General features: G+C 37.2%; 16 protein-coding genes and 1 pseudogene. 14 read left to right on the forward strand and 3 right to left on the reverse strand.

Annotation, left to right across the window (positions count from 1 at the left end; genetic code table 11):
* Nucleotides 1–47: 47 nt before the first annotated feature.
* On the reverse strand, nt 48–281 hold the full coding sequence (locus tag LNP23_RS21160) for a hypothetical protein (protein ID WP_230002774.1): 234 nt from the start codon (nt 279–281) through the stop codon (nt 48–50).
* A 734-nt stretch (nt 282–1,015) separates the two neighbouring features.
* Here LNP23_RS21160 and LNP23_RS21165 point away from each other — a divergent pair.
* From LNP23_RS21165 to LNP23_RS21210, 10 genes are all read left to right on the forward strand, one after another.
* Nucleotides 1,016–2,680, forward strand: coding sequence for a T9SS type A sorting domain-containing protein (locus tag LNP23_RS21165; RefSeq protein ID WP_230002775.1), 1,665 nt, complete (start codon nt 1,016–1,018; stop codon nt 2,678–2,680).
* Between the two features lie 7 nt (nt 2,681–2,687).
* The gene (locus LNP23_RS21170) at nt 2,688–5,960 is read left to right on the forward strand and encodes a hypothetical protein (RefSeq protein ID WP_230002776.1); all 3,273 of its coding nucleotides are present in this window, start codon (nt 2,688–2,690) and stop codon (nt 5,958–5,960) included.
* A 12-nt stretch (nt 5,961–5,972) separates the two neighbouring features.
* Complete coding sequence (locus LNP23_RS21175; protein WP_230002777.1) at nt 5,973–10,160, forward strand: DUF6443 domain-containing protein; 4,188 nt, start codon at nt 5,973–5,975, stop codon at nt 10,158–10,160.
* 6 nt (nt 10,161–10,166) lie between these two features.
* Nucleotides 10,167–10,802, forward strand: coding sequence for a hypothetical protein (locus LNP23_RS21180; protein WP_230002778.1), 636 nt, complete (start codon nt 10,167–10,169; stop codon nt 10,800–10,802).
* 478 nt (nt 10,803–11,280) lie between these two features.
* A complete protein-coding gene (locus LNP23_RS21185) occupies nt 11,281–11,925 on the forward strand; it encodes a hypothetical protein (protein ID WP_230002779.1) in 645 nt (214 codons plus the stop codon).
* Nucleotides 11,926–12,288: 363 nt separating this feature from the next.
* Nucleotides 12,289–12,864, forward strand: coding sequence for a tyrosine-type recombinase/integrase (locus LNP23_RS21190; protein ID WP_230002780.1), 576 nt, complete (start codon nt 12,289–12,291; stop codon nt 12,862–12,864).
* 476 nt (nt 12,865–13,340) lie between these two features.
* Nucleotides 13,341–13,907 carry a hypothetical protein gene (locus LNP23_RS21195; RefSeq protein WP_230002781.1) on the forward strand — a complete coding sequence of 189 codons (567 nt, stop codon included), beginning with the start codon at nt 13,341–13,343 and terminating at the stop codon, nt 13,905–13,907.
* Between the two features lie 4 nt (nt 13,908–13,911).
* Nucleotides 13,912–15,594, forward strand: a complete 1,683-nt coding sequence (locus LNP23_RS21200; RefSeq protein ID WP_230002782.1) for a hypothetical protein — start codon at nt 13,912–13,914, stop codon at nt 15,592–15,594.
* Between the two features lie 110 nt (nt 15,595–15,704).
* Nucleotides 15,705–16,622 (forward strand): tyrosine-type recombinase/integrase, encoded by a 918-nt coding sequence (locus LNP23_RS21205; RefSeq protein WP_230002783.1) that lies wholly within the window; start codon nt 15,705–15,707, stop codon nt 16,620–16,622.
* A gap of 11 nt (nt 16,623–16,633) precedes the next feature.
* Nucleotides 16,634–17,500, forward strand: coding sequence for a tyrosine-type recombinase/integrase (locus LNP23_RS21210; RefSeq protein WP_230002784.1), 867 nt, complete (start codon nt 16,634–16,636; stop codon nt 17,498–17,500).
* Between the two features lie 46 nt (nt 17,501–17,546).
* Here the strand turns inward: LNP23_RS21210 and LNP23_RS21215 are convergent, their stop codons facing one another.
* Nucleotides 17,547–17,831, reverse strand: a complete 285-nt coding sequence (locus LNP23_RS21215; protein WP_230002785.1) for a hypothetical protein — start codon at nt 17,829–17,831, stop codon at nt 17,547–17,549.
* 192 nt (nt 17,832–18,023) lie between these two features.
* On the opposite strand from LNP23_RS21215, the gene LNP23_RS23020 reads away from it, so the two are divergent.
* From LNP23_RS23020 to LNP23_RS21225, 3 genes and pseudogenes are all read left to right on the forward strand, one after another.
* The gene (locus tag LNP23_RS23020) at nt 18,024–18,245 is read left to right on the forward strand and encodes a helix-turn-helix domain-containing protein (RefSeq protein ID WP_319624861.1); all 222 of its coding nucleotides are present in this window, start codon (nt 18,024–18,026) and stop codon (nt 18,243–18,245) included.
* A gap of 196 nt (nt 18,246–18,441) precedes the next feature.
* A pseudogene (locus LNP23_RS23025) lies at nt 18,442–18,636 on the forward strand (RHS repeat domain-containing protein); the annotation flags it as partial.
* Between the two features lie 588 nt (nt 18,637–19,224).
* Nucleotides 19,225–19,932: a DUF4262 domain-containing protein gene (locus LNP23_RS21225; protein ID WP_230002787.1), complete on the forward strand. Its 708-nt coding sequence runs from the start codon at nt 19,225–19,227 to the stop codon at nt 19,930–19,932.
* 82 nt (nt 19,933–20,014) lie between these two features.
* Here LNP23_RS21225 and LNP23_RS21230 read toward each other — a convergent pair whose 3' ends face one another.
* Nucleotides 20,015–20,383 carry a helix-turn-helix domain-containing protein gene (locus tag LNP23_RS21230; RefSeq protein WP_230002788.1) on the reverse strand — a complete coding sequence of 123 codons (369 nt, stop codon included), beginning with the start codon at nt 20,381–20,383 and terminating at the stop codon, nt 20,015–20,017.
* A gap of 138 nt (nt 20,384–20,521) precedes the next feature.
* Between LNP23_RS21230 and LNP23_RS21235 the strand changes: the two genes are divergently transcribed.
* Nucleotides 20,522–22,753: a CHC2 zinc finger domain-containing protein gene (locus tag LNP23_RS21235; RefSeq protein ID WP_230002789.1), complete on the forward strand. Its 2,232-nt coding sequence runs from the start codon at nt 20,522–20,524 to the stop codon at nt 22,751–22,753.
* The last annotated feature ends 100 nt before the right edge of the window (nt 22,754–22,853 follow it).

The following is a 22,853-nucleotide window of genomic DNA, read 5'->3' on the forward strand; positions in this document are numbered from 1 at the left end:
TCAACTGACTGAAATTAGATTAATAAAAGAGTTAAAAAAGGGATTGTTTAGTCAGGAATATTTACCATTTCTAAGAATTTAGCATCAAATAATTGTGAAGCTAAATTTGACGCTAAAATTAAATATGGATAATGATTCTTATCCGTATTTATTCCAAGCAGCAATATACCTTTGGTATTGTCTTTTTCCTTATCTAGTAGAATCTCTTGGATCACGACATTCCTTTCGTGATTTTGTTCAGCCCACATGCTAATATGTAAAATATAAAGTGGTAATGCCAAAAACACTAAAATGAATTACACTTCAGATCTTCAACACTGAACAATTTCCTTCTGTAGATCGGAGAAAAATGTGTGTAAGACTTATTAGACTAAACATGATAATTGTATAAAATTGGCACTCAATAACAATCATTGTATATTTATATTAGTAAGAGTATATTCATTCACTAAAATTAAATTGATAAGAATAAAAAGGACTACTAAGTAAGTCATTACAAACGAGACCTATTTGACTACTCCTTGTGTGATCATATTTAGAAACAGTGAATATATCAACAATTTAAGGAATAGTTAAATAATCTTACTACCATAATGATCACAGACAACAGTGCTGATGGAAGAATACCATAATAATCGAAGATTACAAAACAACCGAACAATCTTCCCGATCATCACGAATCAAATAATTAATCTTCCTTCAAGGAGATTACTGACTTTTTATATTTCATGATGTAAAATTTCTACTACTACAACTACTCTGAGAAAGTGTACTTTCAGTTCAAACAAAACAAATAATACTTTAAAGTCTAATAAAAAATCATAACTAAAAAAACGCCAGGAGTCATAGTAGCAAAGTTTAGTTTTTTGAGGTTTTATAAATGTTGAGATCTTCTTTCACTTTTTCCACATCTAAATAAGAAAAATAAATAAAGTACGGATTATCCGTAAATTTTATAGAACGGACTCGTTTATGTTTGCGCCCCCAAAATAATCTACAAGCCAAAAAAACATTTATGAAAAAACTTTACATTCCACTGCTTTTTTTGCCCTTTGTTATTTACTCGCAGGACGTATTTTGGGAAAAGTCATATGGTGGAAAACATGCCGACTATCTTTTTGATGCCCAGCCCACAGCCGATTACGGTTTTATTCTCGCAGGGAGTTCTCTTTCTGATAAAACCGGAAACAAAACCGACGACAATCACGGTGATGTGGATTACTGGCTCTGGAAAATGGATGAAAAAGGGGATTTCGAGTGGCAGAAAAGCTTCGGAGGAACCGGATTTGATTTATTACAGAGTGTAAAGTCAACCCGTGACGGAGGGTTTATACTCGCAGGTACTTCCTCCTCGGAAAATGGATTTGAGAAAGGCGAAGCTTGCAAAGGCCTTACTGATTTTTGGGTTATCAAACTAACCGCTGCCGGTACCCAGCAGTGGCAAAGAACCCTTGGCGGCAATGCTCAGGATGAAGTATTGTGCGCCTTTCAAACCAAAGACGGAGGTTATATTGTGGGGGGCTCTTCAGCTTCCGACCTTCCTTTGGTTTCCACTACAGGAACTGCACCAATGGAAAAAGGGCTAGCCACCACCAAATCAGATTTGTATTCGAAATCTGAAAAAAGCCGTGGCAATATGGATTATTGGGTGGTAAAACTGGACAAAAAAGGAGATATTCAATGGCAGAAAACCTATGGCGGGCAATACGCTGATTTGTTAAAAGGAATCGAGCAGACCACCGATAATGGTTATATACTGGCCGGATATTCCAATTCACCTATTTCAGGAGATAAAACCGTAAATGAGAAAGGTCAGGGAGATTACTGGCTAATAAAAATAAATGATACCGGAGAAATTCAGTGGCAAAATACCTACGGAGCGGATGGAGATGATCAGCCTTCTGTGATTCATCAGACCGCTGATGAAGGTTATATTGTCGGTGGTAATTCCAACAGTCGAAATCCGTTAACACCCTTAGGAGGAATTGTAAGTAATGGGACTGATTACTGGGTGTTGAAATTAGACAAACACGGTGAAGTCCTTTGGAGTAAAACCTACGATTTTGGAAAAACAGATTTTTTAACTTCCCTGGTCATAAATGACGACAAAAGCTACTTAATAGGCGGTCATGCCAAAACCGAAAGCAAAGCATCTTTACTGACAACAGTGGCAAGCAAGGTAGGTATAAACAAAGAAAAAGAGGGGATTAATGATTACATAGCCCTGAAGATCGATGACAAAGGCGAAGAACTCTGGAACAAAATCATTGGAAGCGGCGGTGAAGATATTCTCAGAAAACTTATCGAAACCCGTGATGGCGGCTACTTAATGGCCGGTACATCTAATTCTACTTCCTCAAAAGATAAAAACTCAAATATTGGAGCCAATGATTTCTGGGTGGTCAAGTTAAAAGACAAAACCAAAGCAGAAAAAGTAAAAGCCAGCATCGAAGCCATGCCTAACCCCGCAACAACTTACACCAATGTCATTATAGGACATGATTTTAAAAAAGGAACGGCTACTCTGGTAGATATTTCGGGGCGTACACTGCAAAATTTCAGCATTTCAAACCGTACCGTACCGGTAGATCTAAGTAAATATTCCGAAGGAATCTACATCATCAATATTAAGACGGATGTAAAAACCGAATCCGTTAAAGTAATCAAATCCATTAACTAAAAACAGCATGACTCTATTACAAACCCACAACCGGATAAGCGGCCTGCTTTTCCTGCTGTTACTTTTCGTTTCTTTACCAACAGTTGCTCAGCCTGGCAAGTTTGACAGCGTTTCGTTTTTACCCAATATAGTTCCCCCGTCTCCTACAGCCGGAGAATTAGGAAAATTTGGAAACGTCCCGGTTGGCCTTTTTACAGGGGCTCCTAATCTTTCTATTCCTTTACTTAGTTTCAAAACCAAAGATTTAGAATCTCCATTATCCCTTTTTTACGGCTCCAACGGAATAAAGGTTGATGAAGTGGCTTCTAATGTAGGACTGGGATGGAATCTTAACTTTGGAGGGGTTATCACCCGTACCGTAAGGGACAAAAATGATGAAACACAAACTAGTATATATGCTCCAGATAACTTAAAAACGGCAACCTATGATGAAAAATTACAGTTTTACAAAGCAGCCAGTCAGGATAATGCCGATACGGAAAGTGATATATATTCTTTTAACTTCAATGGAAACTCAGGAAAATTTGTTTATGACAAAAACAAACAGCCTGTTTTAGTTAATAACCAAAAAATTAAAATTGAAAGAGATCCGAAAAATAAAGACAATTTTTTGTTAACCACCACCAACGGTATTCAATACTTTTTTTCAGATAAAGAGTCTACAATCTTTAGAACCTCAGGGGCAGGACATTCTATACCTACAGGAGCTGTCACGGCATGGTATTTAAGTAAAATAGTACATCCTAACGGATCAGAAATTAATTTCACCTATGATGAGTACATGATGGAATACGTTGCCTCTAAATCTCAGACGCTGGCAATGTCCTATTTTACACAATTGGATTGTTCGGGTGTAACCTATGTTAAATCTCCAACCCTTAGCGGAATCGTTTCTCTGGATATGTCAGTGATAGGTAAAAAAATAAATAAGATATATAGCAACAATACCCATGATGGGTACGTGACATTCACTTATTCTAAAGCCGGAGTTAACGAAGAAGTAGATGGTAATAGTAAGATCGAAAACATTACACTTATTAATGTTGAAAACGATACTATTGAGAGCATAAAATTTGATTATTTAAAGACCACAAACCAAAGAGTTTTCTTGCAGGGCATTACCTTTATTGACCCCACAAAAAAATATGCTTTTGAATATTTAGACCAGTCCCAATTTCCTGTAAGACTTTCAAATAGTCAGGATCATTGGGGATATTACAATGGAAAATCAAATGTAAATTTAGTTGACAAAAACATCTCTCAGTATGGAAGTGGGTTTTATGATTTTGATTTTAATGGCGCTGACAAAGAACCCAATGAAAGTTTTGCTAAAATCGGATTATTAAAGCGTATTACTTATCCAACAAAAGGACATACGGAATTTGATTATGAAGGCAATACGTATTGGGGGGAGAAAACAACTTATCCTGCAAAAAAAACAGATAAGTATGAAAGAAAAGAGGATGATCGTGCTGATATAGAACACATTTATACACTGACATCTCCTATTGATCAGAGAGTCGAATTCACAGGTTACGTTAATTACGTAAATGGCCCTGCACCAAAAGAAGGAATTGAAGACCCTTATGATACCGGTAAAGAAACGGCCTCTTTACAAGTATTTTGTCAGAATGAATCGGGTCCAAATTGTCCGGGACTATACACTTATACTCATTTTGGCGCACCGGTTAGACATGACGATTTCAGATTTATATCTGGACAAACAAATACTGCTTATCTGGATGTTAAGGCTGGTAAAACTTACAAGCTGCACTTCTCTAAAGGAGGAATGCATACCTCTGCAAGACTATTTGTTTCTTATTATCCCACAGCTCCAATAACCACTGCTACCAATATCGTAACAGGTGGCATAAGGATCAGGTCTACCAAAGATTTTACAGCTGTAGGTGCTGTTCCACTTTACAAACGATATTATTATGGTAGTAAAGAAGACGTCAATCATTCATCTGGTAATAACGGCAGAAAACCTCATTATATGGATCTTTCTATGCAGAGAAGATCCTGTCCTACACTTTGCAGTTATGCAGATTTATATGATCTAGTGGTAAGCTCCAGTAGTATGATGTCTTTGTTTGATACCGGTAGTAGTAATTGTTATTATAATTATGTGACCATTAGTGAAGGCGGGGACAACTTCGAAAATGGAGGAGAAATGAAAGAGTACATTGTCCACAGGGATAATTGGGTAGATGATTTTGATGATGCCGGGAATCCTGTAAAAGTGGATCACGAAATTAATTATACCAGCAGAATTTTAGGTTCTCTAGATATTAAAAGTGCCCCTTTTACCAATTTTGGATGGGATAATGGTCTGGAGATAAAATCGCAGATATTTCAAAAAAAAGAACCAAATAAGCCTTTTGTTGTTGTTTCAGAAACTGAAAATAAGTATAAACTGGATCCTTCCTACTCCAAGGAAGTAAAAGGGTATTCCGTAAGAAAAAACTACAATGAAATTTGTTTAAATCCGAGTGTTGTAGAAAATGTTAGTATAGTCGAATACAAAACAAAATCATATTGGTTTTACCTGGAGTCCTCGATATCTAAAAACTATGATTTAAAGGGGTTAAGCCCGATACAAACCCGTACGGATTATGTTTATAATAATCTCAACCATCTCAATTTGAGCTCGCAAAGCACTAAATCTTCTGTAGCCGAAACCTTAGAAACCAAATTTTACTATCCTCAGGATCTGCCGTCAGAACCTTTGGTAACAGATATGATTTTTAGGAATATGATTGATATCAAATTAAAAACAGAGATGTATAAGGCCGGAACAAAGATGTCCGAACAAAAAACAGTGTATGGTAAAGATGCAACTACGGGTAATTTGTTACTGCCGAAATTTATCTACGCAGCCAAATTCCCCAATAGTCTTACGAATTCTTTAGAGAAAAAAATCACATTTGATAAGTACGATGACAAAGGAAATATTCTTCAGTATACTCCCGAGAGTGGCATTTCAGTGGCTATTATCTGGGGCTATGACAAAACCAAACCTATTGCCAAAGTAGAGAATATAACCTCATATGATCAGGTATTTGCGGCATACAATGCCAACGATATTACTTTTAGAACCAGTTTGCCCAATGCGCTAATTACCACTTTTACTTACAAACCGCTTGTCGGAATAAGTACTGTTACAGATCCTAAGGGCTTTACCACTACTTACGAGTACGACGACTTTTTTAGACTCAAAGTAGTTAAAGACAATCTTGGCAATGTCGTGACGGAGAATCTATACAAATACAAAAACTAAACGAAGAAAAAGATGAAGAAATATATATTTAGTTTTGTATTGATTCTACTCGTTGCAGTAGGACATGCTCAAATAGCAACTCCAATGGCTGCTCCACCGGGCGGTGGCGGAGATGACAGACTCTATACCTGGTATTACGATGAGGATGGAGATGGTTTTGGTGATCCCAATAATAGCATCATAAGAGCTACTAAGCCTACTGGCTATGTTTCCAATGATAACGATTGCAATGACAATCAAATACTGATACACCCCAATACATTATGGTACAAAGATGTTGATGGAGACGGATTTGGTGCGGGTACGGTTACTATACAAGGCTGTGTCAAGCCTGTTGGTTACATCAACAACAATACCGATTGTAATGATAACAATTTTTCAATAAAACCCACTACCGTTTGGTACAAAGATGGTGATGGCGACGGATTTGGCGCAACCACTCCAACATTGACACAATGTACGCAACCCGTTGGTTATGTTTCTAATTCTTCTGATTACAATGATAGCACCGGCAATATAACCAACATTGCCCCGCAAACTTTTTACAGGGATGCAGATAAGGATACCTTTGGTAATCCCGCTATAAGTGTTTTATACAGTGTAAAACCCGATGGGTATGTTACTAATAAAACAGATTGTAACGATTCTGATATTACAATAAACCCTAATACCAAATGGTACGCAGATGCAGAACTCGATGGATTAGGTGATCCTGCTGTTTTTGTAACCCAGTGTACCGCTCCGGCAGGGAATTATGTACGAAACAATACTGATTATTGTCCTTTATTAGATGGTACAAGCCCGGATTGTTCCACTATACTTTCTCCATCCACTGAAAATTATGTTATTACCAAAACCTATAAAGAACGAACTTCTTCTGTTATAAAATCCCCTTCTGTCAGTCAGGTTCAAACCAATATAACCTATTTTGACGGACTTGGGCGACCAATGCAACAAATAGCCAACAAACAATCGGCAAACGGAAAAGATATTATCACTCCTATTGTTTATGATGCATTTGGGCGACAGCTTCGTGAATATCTGCCTTATGAGGCCAGTTCTGTCAATTTAGCTTTTGCCGATCAGGCAGCATCAAATGCCGTTTCTTTTTACAGTTCTTCTGAGTATGCGAATACAACAAACCCTTTTTCAGAAAAGCAACTTGAGTCATCCCCTTTAAACCGGGTTTTAAAACAAGCAGCTCCCGGGGCTTCCTGGGCTATGAATAGTGGTCATGAAATAAAACTCGAATATCAGACCAATACCGCTACAGAAGTAAAATTGTATAAGGCAACAGCTACTTGGGATGTCGCTCTTGGACTCTTTAAAACTGCTTTTTCGCAGCCCGGAAATTATCCTGCCAACGAGTTAGTAAAAACGATAACTTACGATGAAAACACCACGGCTGCTCCAACAGAGACTGCCGGTTCTACCGTAGAATTTAAAGACAAGGAAGGTAAAGTGGTTCTAAAGAGAACCTATGAATCGGGTACTAAATACGATACCTATTACGTATACGATTTGTATGGAAATCTAACCTATGTTATTCCTCCCAAAGCGGATGCTGTTGTAGACGACGCTGTTCTAAAGGGTTTATGTTACCAATACAAATACGACTACAGAAACCGACTGGTAGAAAAGAAACTGCCGGGCAAAGAATGGGAGTTTATTGTTTACGACAAATTAGACAGACCCGTTGCCACTGGCCCTGCCCTGTCCCCTTTTAAAGACGATACTTCTATCGGCTGGTTGATTACCAAATACGATGCGTTGGGGCGTCCCATTTATACCGGATGGAACAATGTCAGTACTACTTCTGCCGCCCGAAAAGCACTTCAGGATGCACAAAATGCCGCTACGGTTTTGTTTGAGACCAAACAGACTTCAGGGACTATAGATGGTGTTAGTGTAAACTACAGCAATCTAATAGAGCCAAAAACATTTAAACTCTTGACTGTCAATTATTACGATAATTATGTTTATCCTAATGTTCCGGTAATACCTACTACTATAGAAAGTCAGACGGTTCTTAAAAATGTAAAGACACTGCCTACAGGAAGCTGGATTAGGGTTCCAACTACTGCTCTGGCCATTTTGGGAGAACTCAATACTACTTTTTATGATGAAAAAGCACGTCCTATAAGTTCTTATACTTTAAATCATTTGGGAGGTAGTACAGTAACCGACAGTAAAATTGATTATTCCGGGAAGCCTTTTTATACAATTACAAAACACAAACGTACTTCCGGCATTACGGTAATGACAATAAGAGAGGATTTTACCTACTCATCTGAGGATCGTTTGCTAACCCATACGCATCAGATTAATGGAGGCGCAGTTCAGCTCATGGCTGAAAATAAGTATGATGCCTTGGGGCAACTGCAAAGTAAAAAGGTAGGAAATACAGCAAGTGTTCCTTTACAAAAAGTAGATTATAGCTATAATATACGAGGTTGGCTTACAGAAATTAACAAGACCGATAATCTGCAACAAGATACAGATCCGAAGGATTTGTTTACGTTTAAACTCAATTACAATACCGTTGGTACCGGTATTGCAAATGTAATCCCTTTGTACAATGGTAATATAGCCGAAACATTCTGGAGAACGGGTTCCGATAATATCGAACGTGCCTATGGGTATCAATACGATAAACTAAACCGCTTAAAAAATGCGATTTACGAAAAGAACCAATTGACTACCGATGCCTACAATGAGAGTTTAACGTACGATAAAAACGGAAATATTTTATCCTTAGCCCGTAACGGAGATATTGATCCCCAACTGGGGCCTATACAAACTGATAATTTAGCCTACACCTATCTGCCAAATTCCAATCAGCTTGTTAAGGTTGTGGACAATAGCAACAATACCAGTGGTTTTAATGATTTTAATAAGACGGGGGATGACTATACCTACGATGTCAATGGTAATCTGATTACCGACAAGAACAAAAATATTACAGCCATCACTTACAACCATCTTAATTTACCTAAGAAAATTACTTTTGGTACAACAGGCAGTATTGAGTATATTTACAACGCTACAGGACAAAAACTAGAGAAAATTGTAAATGAAACAGGGAAACCTGCTATAACTACAAATTATCTGGAAAGTTTTCAGTATAAAGATAATATACTGGAGTTTTTTCCAATGGCAGAAGGGTATGTAAAGACTACCAATGGTGCACTTTCGTATGTATTTCAGTACAAAGATCATTTAGACAATACAAGGGTAAGTTATGCTAAAAACCCAATTACAAACGTTCTTGAGATTATTGAGGAGGATAATTATTATCCGTTTGGATTAAAACACAAGGGATACAATAATACAGTTGTTTCGTCAAATAAGTATAAGTATAATTCGAAAGAGTTCCAAGACGAGTTGGGACTTGGACTTTATGATTATGGTTGGAGAAATTACGACCCAGCAATTGGTAGATGGATTAATCCTGACCCACTATTAAACGATTTGAAGTTTAATTTTGATGACAGCCAAGTTGACGAAGACGACGACGATGAAGTTTTAGAAGCAATAGTGACAAAAATAGATACTGGAGGAGGAATTTACAATCCAGATAATCTAAATCCTTATGGATATGGTTATGATAATCCAGTAAGTTTTGCTGACCCAGATGGGAGATGCCCTATTTGTCCATTTATTCCACTTGCCATGTTACTCTTTGCTTCCGAGCCTGCTATGGCTCCTACTAAAGACCATGCAGGAGATTCAAGAAAGATGTCTGAAGCAAAAGAAGCAAAAGGAGCAATGATATTATCAACGATTCCGATAGCTAGAGGTGCTTCTGCACTTAATAGACTTTCTAATGCTACAAAAGGTAAATCAACGATAAAAGAAAACGCAGAGAAAGGTAAAAAATGGGAAAAAGAAGTGACAAAACAACTGAAAGAAGAAGGTCATGAAAATGTTGGAGAGCAAATTACCGTAAGTCCGAACGATGGAAAAGGTGGAACAACACCAAATGTCCGATTGGATAACATGAGTAAAAAAGACGGTAAAATTAAGCTTACAGATGCGAAATCATCAAAAACTGCGGGTAATACAAAAAATCAAAAGGTCGGTTATCCTGCAATTGAAGCACATGGCGGTACTGTAGTCGGAAATAAAGGAGCCGCTCACGGTTACCCAGCAGGTACTAAAATACCACCAACAAAAGTAGATATTATAAGACCTAAGTAAAGAGATATGAGAAATTACGAAATAAAAGAAAAATTACTTTCTAAATTAGAAGGTGAATTATCGCAATACAATTACAAACTCAAGAAAAGTGCCGATGAGTTTATCCATAAAAATAAAGACGGATGGTTTAAGTTTCAACTTATTTTTTTAGAGAGAGATGATGATTGGGAAATAAATTTAGGAATGCTTATTAGAATTGATAATATTGAAAATATTTATCATAAAGCCTCGTATTTTGAACCTAAATATCATAAAACTACACCTACAATTGGAATCACGGTTGAAAATTACATTCATGATGGAAATGAATATCGTTTTGATTTAATAAAATCTCAAGATGTAGAGACTTGTTTCAACGGTATACTTAAGCTTTTTAAAGAAATCGCAGTACCTTTTTTTGAAAAATATAAAAGTATAAATGAAATTGAGAAAGCAATAAATGTAAAAGAAGGAAACAGTATTTTTTCTGGGATAAAATATGAAGGTAACCTTGGAATAATACTAGCTAAGCTTGTTAATAATCCTGATTATGAATTTTTCAAAGCAAAATATTTGAAATATTACACAGAAGATTATGACGGATTTTATTTGGAAGAATATTTAAACATCATTAAGGTATTAGATACTCTAGTCCTTCAATAAAATTTTGTATGTAAATAAAATCAAAAGCCATTCCTAGCGGAGTGGCTTTTGATTTTATAGCACTTTAAAGCGTACCAAACTGTTAAAATAGAATTCATGTTAGCCTGCAATTGCTAGACAATCTCAATAAATTTGAAAAATAGCACTCAGAGCATCCTCCCTCCCTGTATCGGCGGTTTCGATACCAAAAGCTGATATTTTAGTGCCAAGTTACCTCCCCATACTGTAAAATTGTGTACCTGTTCCAATCGATACCATCGATGCTCTAAGCGAAAATTTTCTAATTTTTGAAACTTCCCTGACCAGTGTCTCATTTTGGAACACATATTTTCCCATCCAAAAAAATATTTTTGAAAAAAAAGTGCCAAAAAGCTACACTTTTCGAGATTCGTTAGTATTTATTGTAAAGATGCTTGACTAACCTCCTTGTATGGACTTCCTGCATCTAACCAATAACGAGATACTAACCAACTAAGAAATGAAATATGAAGATTTAAAGAAATTTATAAAAAGCACAAAATCAAGTAAAAGCACCATCTACCGATTTTACAAAAAGAATGAAGACTTATTTTTAGAAACTAAAAAACCAAACAGAGAAAGACTTTTCCCTGTTGACCATGCAAGATACTTTGATAGCGAAATCATGTTCGATGAGAACAAAGCCCTGAGACAGGAAAACCAATCTATGAGAAACCTCATAGACTGTCTGGCTGATAAAGAGAGCCTACAACATACTTTCTGGCAGATGGACTGGAGTTTCTTTTTTACCGTAGCCTACAAAGCAGACCGCAACAAGACCAGCTGTTTTAAGCAGATGCACGGACTCTATGATTATCTGAACCAAAAATACGGAGCATCAACAGAAATCCGACTGTTTTTTACTACCGAGCCGTTCCCAAACCGAAAAGGCTGTCACAATCATTTTGTGGTCTACACTTCTGATAAGAAACTTCATGAGCAGATTGTAACGGATATTCAGGACTACTTCAACTACGACAGAACCGATGTAAGCATTTATGACCGATACAAAGCTGGATTGTTCTACATGTCCAAAGACGGTCTGAGCGGAGAAGATTGGGATTTTATCAGTAACACCACAAACACTACAGACGATGAGAATTAAGCTTAAATTTTCTCAGCTCAAACAGGTATTGCAGTCACAACCGCTCAAACTGCCTATTAGTTTTAAAAGAGAAAATTTTTCCGATAAAGAGTTTTCAGAATTTACACGATTTATACAATCCAAAGAACGAGGTTAACCACCTCGTTTTTTTGTGCTCTGGAATGACCCAAAAATCCGTGAGCCCAGGAAATCCAGGATTTTTCTTGCTTAATCCAAAATAGACCTGGACATTTGTTTCACTTTTCAGAAGAAGTGAAAGCAACTACGTAAATCCAATGAAATCAATGGTTTACAGAGCATGAGGAATCGACCGCTTTCAGATACATATATTAAGGTAGAAAAGTGAAACTAAAATCAAGAATTATGGCATTAAAAGGACAAAAGACAACAAGTGATTTTTTAGAGTGGGAGAAGATGCAGACCATCGTTTTGAAACTGGAGCGGGACAATGACCTGAAATTTGCGCTACTCATTGCAACGGGTTCTTATATTGGTCTTAGAATTTCTGACCTGCTTCAACTAAGATGGAATCAGGTTTTGAATCAGGATTACTTCACCATAACGGAGAAGAAGACCCAAAAGACCAGAAAAGTGACCATCAACCCAGAACTGCAGAGCATCCTGAGCCGTCTGTTTGTTCAGCTCAAAGCAAGCGAAAGCGATTTGATGTTCGCAAACCGCTCTGGAGACAAGGCGTTCAGCATCCAGTATGTGAACAGCAAGCTGAAAGATATTTTTGCCAAATACAAAGTGCGTGGTCAGTATTCAAGCCATTTTATGAGAAAAACCTTAGGCAGAAGAGTCTGGGAGGTTAATAAGTATAGTGACCAAGCTTTGCTGTTGCTATCTCAATTATTCAACCATTCGAATGTTTCGACCACTAAAATCTATCTTGGAATTAGAGAACAGGAAATCAGTAACTTGTATTTGAGTGTTTAAATGTAAGAAATGGATTTCTTTAATTCTACATAACTAAATTGAGTTATGTATATACGTAATTAAATTGAAAGTTATAAGATTTAATTAAGTTAATTATTTGTTAAAATATGTTAAAATTTTTTAAGTTGTTTTAACAAATAAAAAAATGATAAAAAATCAATTTCTTTAAAATCAATGCTTTATTTTATTTGAAAGACTTAAGTTATTCACGTTAAGCCGTTTACATAACGTAATTGAGTTAGGTAAGAAAAAAATCTCAAAAATATCACTTACCTTTGTCAAACAAAAGGAAAAGATTATTGCAAGAGTCTTTTCGCCATTCTGACAGCTAAAGAATGGAATAAGAGCAAGCTGTAAAGCTGAACAGCAAGCTCTAAAAATCACAAACATGTTTCAATTGAATATTCGACCTAATAATCGAAGCAGGATACCTATGTCTATACGTTACCTGCCAAAACCTAAAAAAAACTAAACTTATGAAAAATACATTAGAAACACTTTTCCAGTCATTTGAAACTGGCATCAGAAGTTCGAAAGCGATAAAACCGAAAGACTATCTAAAAAATATAGGACTTGATTATGCAGAGCTTAGAATCGGCTTCAATTCAGGGCAATTCCACCATAGAGAAAGCCAAGAGTCCAAAGATGAATTTGAAGCGTTAGGAATGCTTAAAAAGAGCGATGCAGGCGTGCGAAAAGAAGACCTGACAGCTTACACAGCATTTGGAAGATACGGACTGATTTTTCCGCTATTGGACAAGGAAAACACAATCGTAAACTACTTTGCCGTACGCTTCAACCTCGAAACGCCAAAGGAAGAATATCTCAACAATGAAGGCATTTATCCAGCTTATCCGAGTGCAAACACCAAACGTCTCTATCTCGCTCCAACAGTTATTGACTGCGCCAGCCTTTTGCAGTCCAAAGCACTGGAGAATCGGGATGCTGTCATGGCGATGCACAACGGAGAGCTTCTAACACAGCACATGGAAGCCTTAAAATCACTGTACGAACTTGAAGAAATCATAATCATAAAAAACTAAGAAAATGCAAAACAACATACAAACCCAGATACAGAACATCAGACCAGAACTGCCAGTAAACATGATTCAGCTCCCAGACGGACACAGCATGAACGATATGTGGCTGAATTACGGAACAAACGGAATTGCTGACCTATTGCAGAATCCAGTAAAAGAAAAGAGAATCACAGCACTGGAGATTTTAAGCGACTACAAAATCAGCTTCAAAGGAAAAACGGGAACTTTCTATGTGATTGGAAGCCTGCCGATGGATTTAGGAAATCTAAGACTGACAATTCAGATAATTCCAACCGACAGCCAGAAAAGACTGCGTGTGAAGATTGATTTGTTTGACTTTACCAGCGTTGAGAGCCAGTGCAGAGAACTGAGCGAGAAGCACGGATTTGACAGCACACTTTTGGAAGCTGACCTTCTGCAGTTCACTGACCTTTTGGAAGACTACAGAGAAAACCTCTTCAACGCTGAAATGAATCCTGTAACCGACCAGTATTTCGAAAAGGAACTCACACCCCAAGCCAGTGAAAAAGCAGTGCAGTTCCTCTCCAAACCGAAGCTTTTTGAGAATATCGACAAACTGCTCGGACAGAGCGGAATCGTAGGAGAAGAAGAAAACAGGATTCTGCTGTTCACGCTCGCTTCAAGCTACAAAATGCCAAATACCCTGCACGGGCTCATACAGGGAAGTTCTGGAGAAGGCAAATCACACCTCATCAACGGAATTGCGCAGTGCATGCCTCAGGAAGACGTTCTTAACATGACTAGAATTACCAGCAAATCCCTGTACCACTACAGAGAGAAAGAGCTCATCAACAAGCTGATACTTATACAGGATTTTGACGGACTGGATGAAGATGCACAGTTTGCGTTCAGGGAAATGCAGTCTGCTGGATTTCTGAACAGTTCAACGGTAGTGAAAGACCCGCTGGGAAATAACAGAGCAAAGATGAAAAAGGTTGAAGCCCATTTTGCAAGCCTGACCGCCACGACCAAAGCAGAGGTCTACTATGACAATATGAGCCGTTCAGTAGTCTTGGGAGTGGATGAAAGTCTGGAACAGACCCTGAGAATCATAAAAGTGCAGAATCAGAAAAATGCTGGCATCAGCAATGCAGAGCGTGAACATGAAGCCAGACAGCTCCTGAGAAACTGTATGCGTGTTCTAAAGTGCTATGAAGTAGTGAATCCGTTTGCCGATAAGCTAATGCTCCCGCTGGAAGCCAAGATGCTCAGAAGGCTCAACGCACATTTTCAGAGCTTTGTCTCCCAGATTACAATCCTGAATCAATATCAGAGAAAATTCGATGATAAAGGAAGACTGATAGCCACCGAAGAAGATGTGAGAAAAGCTGTTGAGATTTTTTTCAGCTCCATCATTATCAAAGTAGACGAACTAGACAAGAGCACCAGACAGTTCTTTGAAAAATTGAAAGGATATTTGAAAAATCAGACCAACGGAACAACGCACCGATTCACGACCAGAGAAATCAGGCAGGAACTCAATATCAGCAAGACCTCAGCCTTTAAGTACATGCAGACATTGCAGGAACTCGAGTACATTCAGGCAGTTGAAGGCTCGCCCAACAAAGGATTCAAGTATGTAATCAGCTATTGGGACAATCTGGAAAAGCTGAAAGCTAAAATTAAGGAAGATATGAGCAGACAGTTAGACCAGCTGAAAACCACCTAAAAGAACACGCCAGTACTTGTAATTACTGGGAATATAACGCTGGTGTTCCTAAAACTCGAAAATGCGCATAAGGAAAGTTTTCAAATGATGATAAAAAAAACAACAAACCAATGACAAAAACGATAAAAAATACAGCATTTCAGAATCTTCTGAGTGATTTTGACAGCTATGTAAAAGTGAAGAACTACAAGCAGGGAAAAGGCACAATGTACCAGAATGCTGTATTGGAGTTTCTTATCTGGCTGGAAGAATCTGGAATCACTATGATAAAAAGCGTTACAGGCAAAGAATCGGTAAGCTATTACGAGCATTTAACCAGCAGACCCAAACACAGAGGAAGCGGAACGCTCTCAGGAAAAACTATCAAATTCCATCTGTTTGCGTTAGGACTCTTTGTGTTCAACCTTTTGGAGAATAAGCAGATTGAAAAAGCTTTCTACATTCCAAGCTATTCAGGAGACAGCGGAAGTTCCAGAAACGCCCTGAGCGTTGAAGAAATAAAACTGCTCTACCAGCATTGCGAAAATGATTTACAACGGGCTTTATTATCAGTGGCATACGGTTGCGGACTTCGAAGGTCGGAATTGGTGGCTTTGAACACACGGGATGTTCAGCTCTCAAAAGGTATGCTCATTGTCCGAGACGGTAAAGGAAGCAAAAGACGTGAAGTTCCCATGAGTGATATGGTTGCAGGTCACATCAAAAGATACATAGCTGAGGAACGTTATGAGAAGCTGAAAGGCAGTAACCAGATTGAAGATGCATTTTTTATCCATGACAGCGGTAAAAGAATGAATGGCGAATATCTCAACGACACCTTAAAGAAAATGACGGAGCAGACCAGCAGTTATGAGCTAATCCAGAAAGACATCACGCTTCACTGCCTCAGACACAGCATTGCCAGCCATTTGATGGAAAAGAACGCAGGTATTGATTTTATACGTGTTTTTTTAGGTCACTCACAAATCAACACTACATACATCTATGCCGTTAAAAACAAAAGAAGAAAACCAGTTACAACCTTTTAACCAACAAGCCTATGACTAAACTCAAAATTGAAGATTTCCTGCTCCAGAACTACAGCGAGCAGACCGTAAAGAGCTACATGTTTGCCATTAATCACTTTTTAGTGATGAACCCCAAAGCCAAACGATACAAATACAGGAATATCGTTGAATACATGGAAGAAATCGGAAAGCAACAGACAAATGCCAAATATCGGGTCGTTATCCTTTCAGCTATCAAGAAATACTACGATTTTCTGATTATGAGCGGTTACAGAGAAGACCATCCCTGCAGGAAGCTCAATATCAAGGTCAACAGCAATCAGGCTGTGCAGGTTCAGGATTTGTTCAGCTCAGAAGAACTTCAACTGCTAATGACCCGTGAGAACAGATATGAGAATCTGGATACACGAAACAGCGTTCTTTTGAATCTGCTGATTTATCAAGGTTTAACCAGCGATGAGATTATACGGCTCAATGTTCAGGATATTGATTTGGATGCAGGAACTATCTACATCAAAGCATCCAGCAACCTCAACAACAGAAGACTGCAACTGCTGGCAAAGCAGATACTGCTGTTCTCCAAGTACATCAATGAAGTCAGACCCAGAATGCTCAGAAGCGCAACCGATAAGCTGATTATTACAAAGCTTGGAAAATCCATCGCAGTGAACAGCATCCACGCCATGATTGAGCCGTTAAAACCGTTGTTTCCAGACAAGAATCTCAACCCGAAGACCATCCGCATGAGCGTTATCTGCAATTGGCTGAATGAAGAGAAACTAGCTCTGGAACATGTTCAGGAGCTTGCGGGTCATAAGTGGCCTGGTACTACAGAGAAGTATTTTAAAGCGGACAGCCTGCAACAGCGGGAACTGATTAATAGGTTTTTTCCTCTTTAAAAAATAAAGGAGCCTATAGTAAGACTCCTTTATTTTAATGACTAGATTATTGGCATTTATCTATTTCGTTGTTGACGTAGTGAAATAATTCGTCAGCGTAACTGTCAGGCAAGTCATTATCCTCAATGACATTTCGAACCATTTGCGGAACATACAAATATCTGCTGTTATTGACACGGCTTAGTTCTCGTTGCTGGCTAGTTTCGTTGTTAATGGTTTTTACATAAGCGTATCTTCCGCAATAGTCTTGAATGATTTGTGTCTGTGCCCATGCTTTAAGTTCCTCTAAGTTTTTTGTTTTTGGATGCTCTTGTCTGTATTCATTGTTCATACGAAGACTGAACATGTAGCCCCCAAAGCAAATAAGTGCAAATACAAGAACGGCACCCCTCACGATAATTTTTAATGGATTGTTCATTTTTTGGTTTTTAAGATGTGTTAAAATTCAGGCAAACTTAGCATTAAAAATCTAATTCGGCAAATATGCCGATGATTTAAAACGGCATTATTCGACTTTTGGATAATGTCAGAAGAATTTTTAATAAAGTTAGGCGATAACATAAATGCCAGAGCCAAAGCTAAGTTCAAAACTAATTTGGAGTTTGCATCTGCGTGTGAAATTGATGAAGCAAGCATCAGACGCATATTGAAAGGAAAACAGAACTTTTCGATTAAAATCTTTTTAAGAATCTGCACCGCTCTTGACATTAAAATGTCTGAACTTCTTTCAGAACAAAACCTGTAGGACTTACATTTATTTTCAATATTAATTCTCAATAACAAAACACTAATTCATAAGTATTTGAGTTAGTGTTTTTTCAGTTTTAGAAGTATCGAAATAAAATATAACGTCTTTTTTTAAATGAAAAAGATTACATTTGAACCGCTAGGATATAGAGAAATGAACGTTCTTATCAGACAATAGCAGGTTTGTAAATCCTTATAAGTATAAGTACAATGGAAAGGAACTGCAAGATGAGCTGGGACTTAACATGTATGACTATGGGGCAAGGAATTACGACCCTACTCTTGGAAGATGGATGAACATTGACCCATTGGCGGAACAAATGAGAAGGCACTCGCCTTATAATTATGCATTTAATAATCCTGTATATTTTATTGATCCCGATGGAATGGCTCCTGAGAGTATTGATCCAGTACCAAAAAGTCGTGGTGCTGCAATTATTGCTGCAGGTTTAGGTGGTGCAGCTGCAATATCAATAGCTGGTGCTGGACCGCAAGGAATTGTTTTAGAGCCAGCTGCAGGTGTGGTTGCTATTGGTTCTCTTATAATTGGTGGAGGAGTGATGATTTGGGATGCTATGACAGGTGGTAATGATTCTTCAAGTTCAGCGACTAATGCAACTGCTGGTACGGCTTCAGGTAGCGAGAAATCAACTAATAATAATGCTAAAGAGAAATCAACCACTTCCGAACCTAGTACAACAGAAAGAGGTACGAAAGGGAAACTTGAAAAATCCCCAACAGGGAAAGGATCGGTACCTGCTTCTGAGAGGGCTGCACAAAGAGTTCCAACAGCTAAACAAAAAGCTGAGGAAAGAGAAGCAAACGATAACAATTGTACGAATTGTGGTAATGAAACAAAAGCAGAGGATACTAGATCACATCATTATCCTACTCGACATGCAGACGGAGGAACAGAAACTGTTCCAGTTTGCAAAGAATGTCATACATATTTACACAGTAAAAAAAAATAAACAATAATGACAAATAGCGAATTTTTAGAGATTATAAAAACGAGTATTAATAATAATGACTACCATCTTACACTAGTAAATGGTGGTCAAAATCCTGAATATTCTTATTCTATTGGATTAACTGAAAAATTTGGTTTTGAATTAGTAATTGCAGGGGGATTCATTTCTATTAAGGAAAACGAATCAATATTTAGATATGTGTATCAACAATTGCAATCTGAATCAACTGCAGATTCAAAGTTTATATTCTCTGAAAATACATTTTATTTAAATAAAGTAGATTCATCATGGTGTGAAAAGTTAATGCTTGGTGTTTATGATTATTATAATGTTGATAAGATTACTGCTTATCAAATTATTCCAGAGAATAGAACATTAGATACACCTTTAATGTCACAGCCAATTATTGCAAATGATCCTATTTGGAAATGGCTTGACATGGATTGGAATATGAATGTTCCTAAAAATTCTTATGTTATAACCGATATTGATTCTCTAAAAGGTAAAACAATAGTCGAACTGATGAGATGGGAAGATCATGTATGGGAAATGTTTTCAGGACCAGGACCAGATTTTAAAGAAGAAGATATAAGGATAGTTCCATTAGGTACAATATTAGGAATTGATGATACACTGCAGCCAACTGTAAATTTGGCTGTTGGGAAAGGTTTGTGGCGGGAAAATAAAGATTCAGAATGGAATGATTGGGAATAGTAACATTTAATGTAGAATAAAAGCCCGAATCGACAAAGTATATAAAAGTAAAACCTCGCGAATTGCGAGGTTTTTTTATGTTTTATAGAGAAGCTACATTTTTAGCGAAGAAATCTTTAAATTTCTTTTGGGTTAAAAAAGTATCGACCATTTTAAAGATTATATTTTTTTCCTCGGGTTCAAGTTCTTGAATTAATTTGATTTGTTCTACTAGTGTTTTATCTTCAATTGTAATTTCCTGCGGAATCTCACCTTCTAAATTTACCAGTTGGTCAATAGTCATATTAAAATATTTGGCGATTTTGCCCACAGCTTCAAGAGATAATTCTCTGTCTCCTGTTTCTACCCTTGAATAATTAGAGCGATGCATAGCAATAAGATCAGCTATAGATTGCTGTGTTAATCCTTTTTCTTCTCTTATTCTTTTTATGTTTTTACCAATGTGTTGCATACTGTTGTTATTTAGGTCAAAGTTATCTAAAAAGCACAAATAATGCAATATGTATCTTTTTGATAAATCTTAAGTTGTTTTATTGATACATATATTTTACATTTGCTACGTATCAAATTAACACAAATGTTATTCAGTATGGAAATCCAAGACATCAAACAAAGTTTAACTCTTGCCACAATCCTCAATCATTACAGTATAAAACCTGATAAAAACAATATGCTTTGTTGTCCGTTCCATGAAGATAACACAGCGAGTCTGCAAGTTAATCCAATACAAAACCGTTACAAATGCCATGCTTGCGATAAAAAAGGGGATGTTATCCAGTTTGTTCAGGATTACGAAAAACTCACCAAACGGGAAGCGATTTTAAAATGTGTAGCCCTGATAGGAATTAATCCAATGCCTAAATCTCAAAGTCAAAAAACGGAAATAATCACAGAAAATAAAAGTATTTTTTTAGAGAAAATGTTCCAAAGTTTTAGAAAAGGTATTTTTAACAGCAATCCTGCAAAGGACTACTGCAGAGAAAGAAATCTAAATATCGAAACGCTACAAGTTGGTTTTAATGGCGGGCAATTCCACCACGGCACAAGAAGAGACGAAACCCTGATTAATAATTGTTTGGCTGTTGGACTTCTTTTAGATCGAAATATCATCAGTAAAACAGGCGAAAAAGCCTATAATGTTTTTGGAAGCAAATGCATTGTTTTTCCATTAAAGAACAAAGAAAATCAAATCGTTAGCCTGTATTTTAGATCAATATTAAACCAAAAAGAAGCCAAACACTTCTATTTAAAAAACAGAACAGGACTTTATCCCAATTACCCCGATAAAAACACTAAAAAACTGATTTTAACCGAAAGTATTATTGACTGTGCCAGTTTACTGCAGATCGGTGAAATTGCTCAAAATTACAGCCTGTTGGCTTGTTATGGCACAAACGGACTCGGCCAAGAAATAGAAAAAGCCATTGCAGAGCTTACGGAACTTGAAGAAATTATTTTTTGTTTTGACAATGATAATGCAGGAGAAGAAGCCGTAAAAAAATATGCTTCACAACTTAAACAATACAAAATATCCACCATAGAACTGCCCAATAAAGACATCAACGAAACCCTGCAATTGCATGAAGATGAAATCATCATTGAGCTGTTAAACCAAAGAAAGGAACTTATTTTTTTTTCAATTGAAGAAAAAACTACTACCAAACCCAAAACAAATATTGATTTTTTAAAGCAGAATAATTTACTGCAGGAATTAAATGTACTGATCGAGAAAAGCGGAATAATCGGAGAAGAAAACAGTCGTTTACTTCTTTTTATCATTGCAAGTTCATACAAAACCAAAAGCCCCCTTCATGCCATAGTACAGGGAAGCTCAGGAAGCGGAAAAACGCATTTAATCAGTAAGATAGCCGATTTAATCCCTCCTGAAGATGTTTTACGGTTTACAAGAATTACAGAGAGTTCTCTGTACAACTGGGGCGAATATGATTTAGTGGGAAAGCTGTTGATTATAGAAGATCTGGACGGACTCAAAGAAGAAGCCATGTTTGCCATGCGGGAGCTAATCAGCAATCAAAGGCTCTCAAGCTCTGTGAGTATCAAGGATAAAAAAGGAAATATCAAATCCGCTAAAAAGGAAGTAAGAGGCGTTTTTAGCAGTTTGTCAGCCACCACTAAAGGCGAACTGTACGAAGATAATATGAGCCGGAGTTTTTTGCTTGCCGTGGATGAAAGCGGGGAACAAAGCCAAAGAATCATCCATTATCAAAACCGCAAATATGCCGGAGAGATAGAACCAAAAGACCAGGAGAAAACCAAAATACAATTACAGCAAATTATCCGGACTTTAACAAATTATGAAGTGATCAATCCGTTTGCTACCCGCTTAGAGCTTCCTGAGGAAGTACATAAGATAAGACGATTGAATGAAATGTTCCAAAGCATCGTAAGGCAGATAACGCTTTTAAACCAACATCATAGAGAACTTAAAAACGATAAATTAATCACTCAGATCGAAGACTTGGAGCAGGCTACCGAAGTGCTTTTTGAAAGTATCATCTTAAAAGTGGATGAACTTGATGGGAGTTTAAGGCAGTTTTTTGAGCGGGTAAAGAAATACCTTAAAACCCAAGACAAGGATTTTACCCAAAGAGAAATAAGGCAGGCTTTTAATATGAGCAAAAGCCAAATACACCGCTATTTGCAAGCTTTACTGGAACTGGAATACATCAAACAAATTGGCGGGTATGCCAATAAAGGATTAAAATATAAAATCGATTACTGGGATGATTATGCCAAACTCAGAATTAAGATAAAAGACAAACTCCTATTACAAATTAAAGCCTTAAAGGAAACTGTCTGAACCACTAAGAACCACTACTGGGACGCTAGAATAAAAGCTAAATAATTTATAATTAACAATTTACAATTAATAATTGCATTAGTGTCCCAAGTTCCTAAAA

The organism is Flavobacterium cupriresistens, assembly GCF_020911925.1.
In the GTDB taxonomy this organism is placed as follows: domain Bacteria; phylum Bacteroidota; class Bacteroidia; order Flavobacteriales; family Flavobacteriaceae; genus Flavobacterium; species Flavobacterium cupriresistens.

Excerpts from the sequence above, each read along its gene's own strand:
- LNP23_RS21165 (WP_230002775.1), top strand. The coding sequence starts at position 1,016 with ATGAAAAAACTTTACATTCCACTGCTTTTTTTGCCCTTTGTTATTTAC.
- LNP23_RS21170 (WP_230002776.1), top strand. The coding sequence starts at position 2,688 with ATGACTCTATTACAAACCCACAACCGGATAAGCGGCCTGCTTTTCCTG.
- LNP23_RS21175 (WP_230002777.1), top strand. The coding sequence starts at position 5,973 with ATGAAGAAATATATATTTAGTTTTGTATTGATTCTACTCGTTGCAGTA.
- LNP23_RS21180 (WP_230002778.1), top strand. The coding sequence starts at position 10,167 with ATGAGAAATTACGAAATAAAAGAAAAATTACTTTCTAAATTAGAAGGT.
- LNP23_RS21185 (WP_230002779.1), top strand. The coding sequence starts at position 11,281 with ATGAAATATGAAGATTTAAAGAAATTTATAAAAAGCACAAAATCAAGT.
- LNP23_RS21190 (WP_230002780.1), top strand. The coding sequence starts at position 12,289 with ATGGCATTAAAAGGACAAAAGACAACAAGTGATTTTTTAGAGTGGGAG.
- LNP23_RS21195 (WP_230002781.1), top strand. The coding sequence starts at position 13,341 with ATGAAAAATACATTAGAAACACTTTTCCAGTCATTTGAAACTGGCATC.
- LNP23_RS21200 (WP_230002782.1), top strand. The coding sequence starts at position 13,912 with ATGCAAAACAACATACAAACCCAGATACAGAACATCAGACCAGAACTG.
- LNP23_RS21205 (WP_230002783.1), top strand. The coding sequence starts at position 15,705 with ATGACAAAAACGATAAAAAATACAGCATTTCAGAATCTTCTGAGTGAT.
- LNP23_RS21210 (WP_230002784.1), top strand. The coding sequence starts at position 16,634 with ATGACTAAACTCAAAATTGAAGATTTCCTGCTCCAGAACTACAGCGAG.
- LNP23_RS21215 (WP_230002785.1), bottom strand. The coding sequence starts at position 17,831 with ATGAACAATGAATACAGACAAGAGCATCCAAAAACAAAAAACTTAGAG.
- LNP23_RS23020 (WP_319624861.1), top strand. The coding sequence starts at position 18,024 with ATGTCAGAAGAATTTTTAATAAAGTTAGGCGATAACATAAATGCCAGA.
- LNP23_RS21225 (WP_230002787.1), top strand. The coding sequence starts at position 19,225 with ATGACAAATAGCGAATTTTTAGAGATTATAAAAACGAGTATTAATAAT.
- LNP23_RS21230 (WP_230002788.1), bottom strand. The coding sequence starts at position 20,383 with ATGCAACACATTGGTAAAAACATAAAAAGAATAAGAGAAGAAAAAGGA.
- LNP23_RS21235 (WP_230002789.1), top strand. The coding sequence starts at position 20,522 with ATGGAAATCCAAGACATCAAACAAAGTTTAACTCTTGCCACAATCCTC.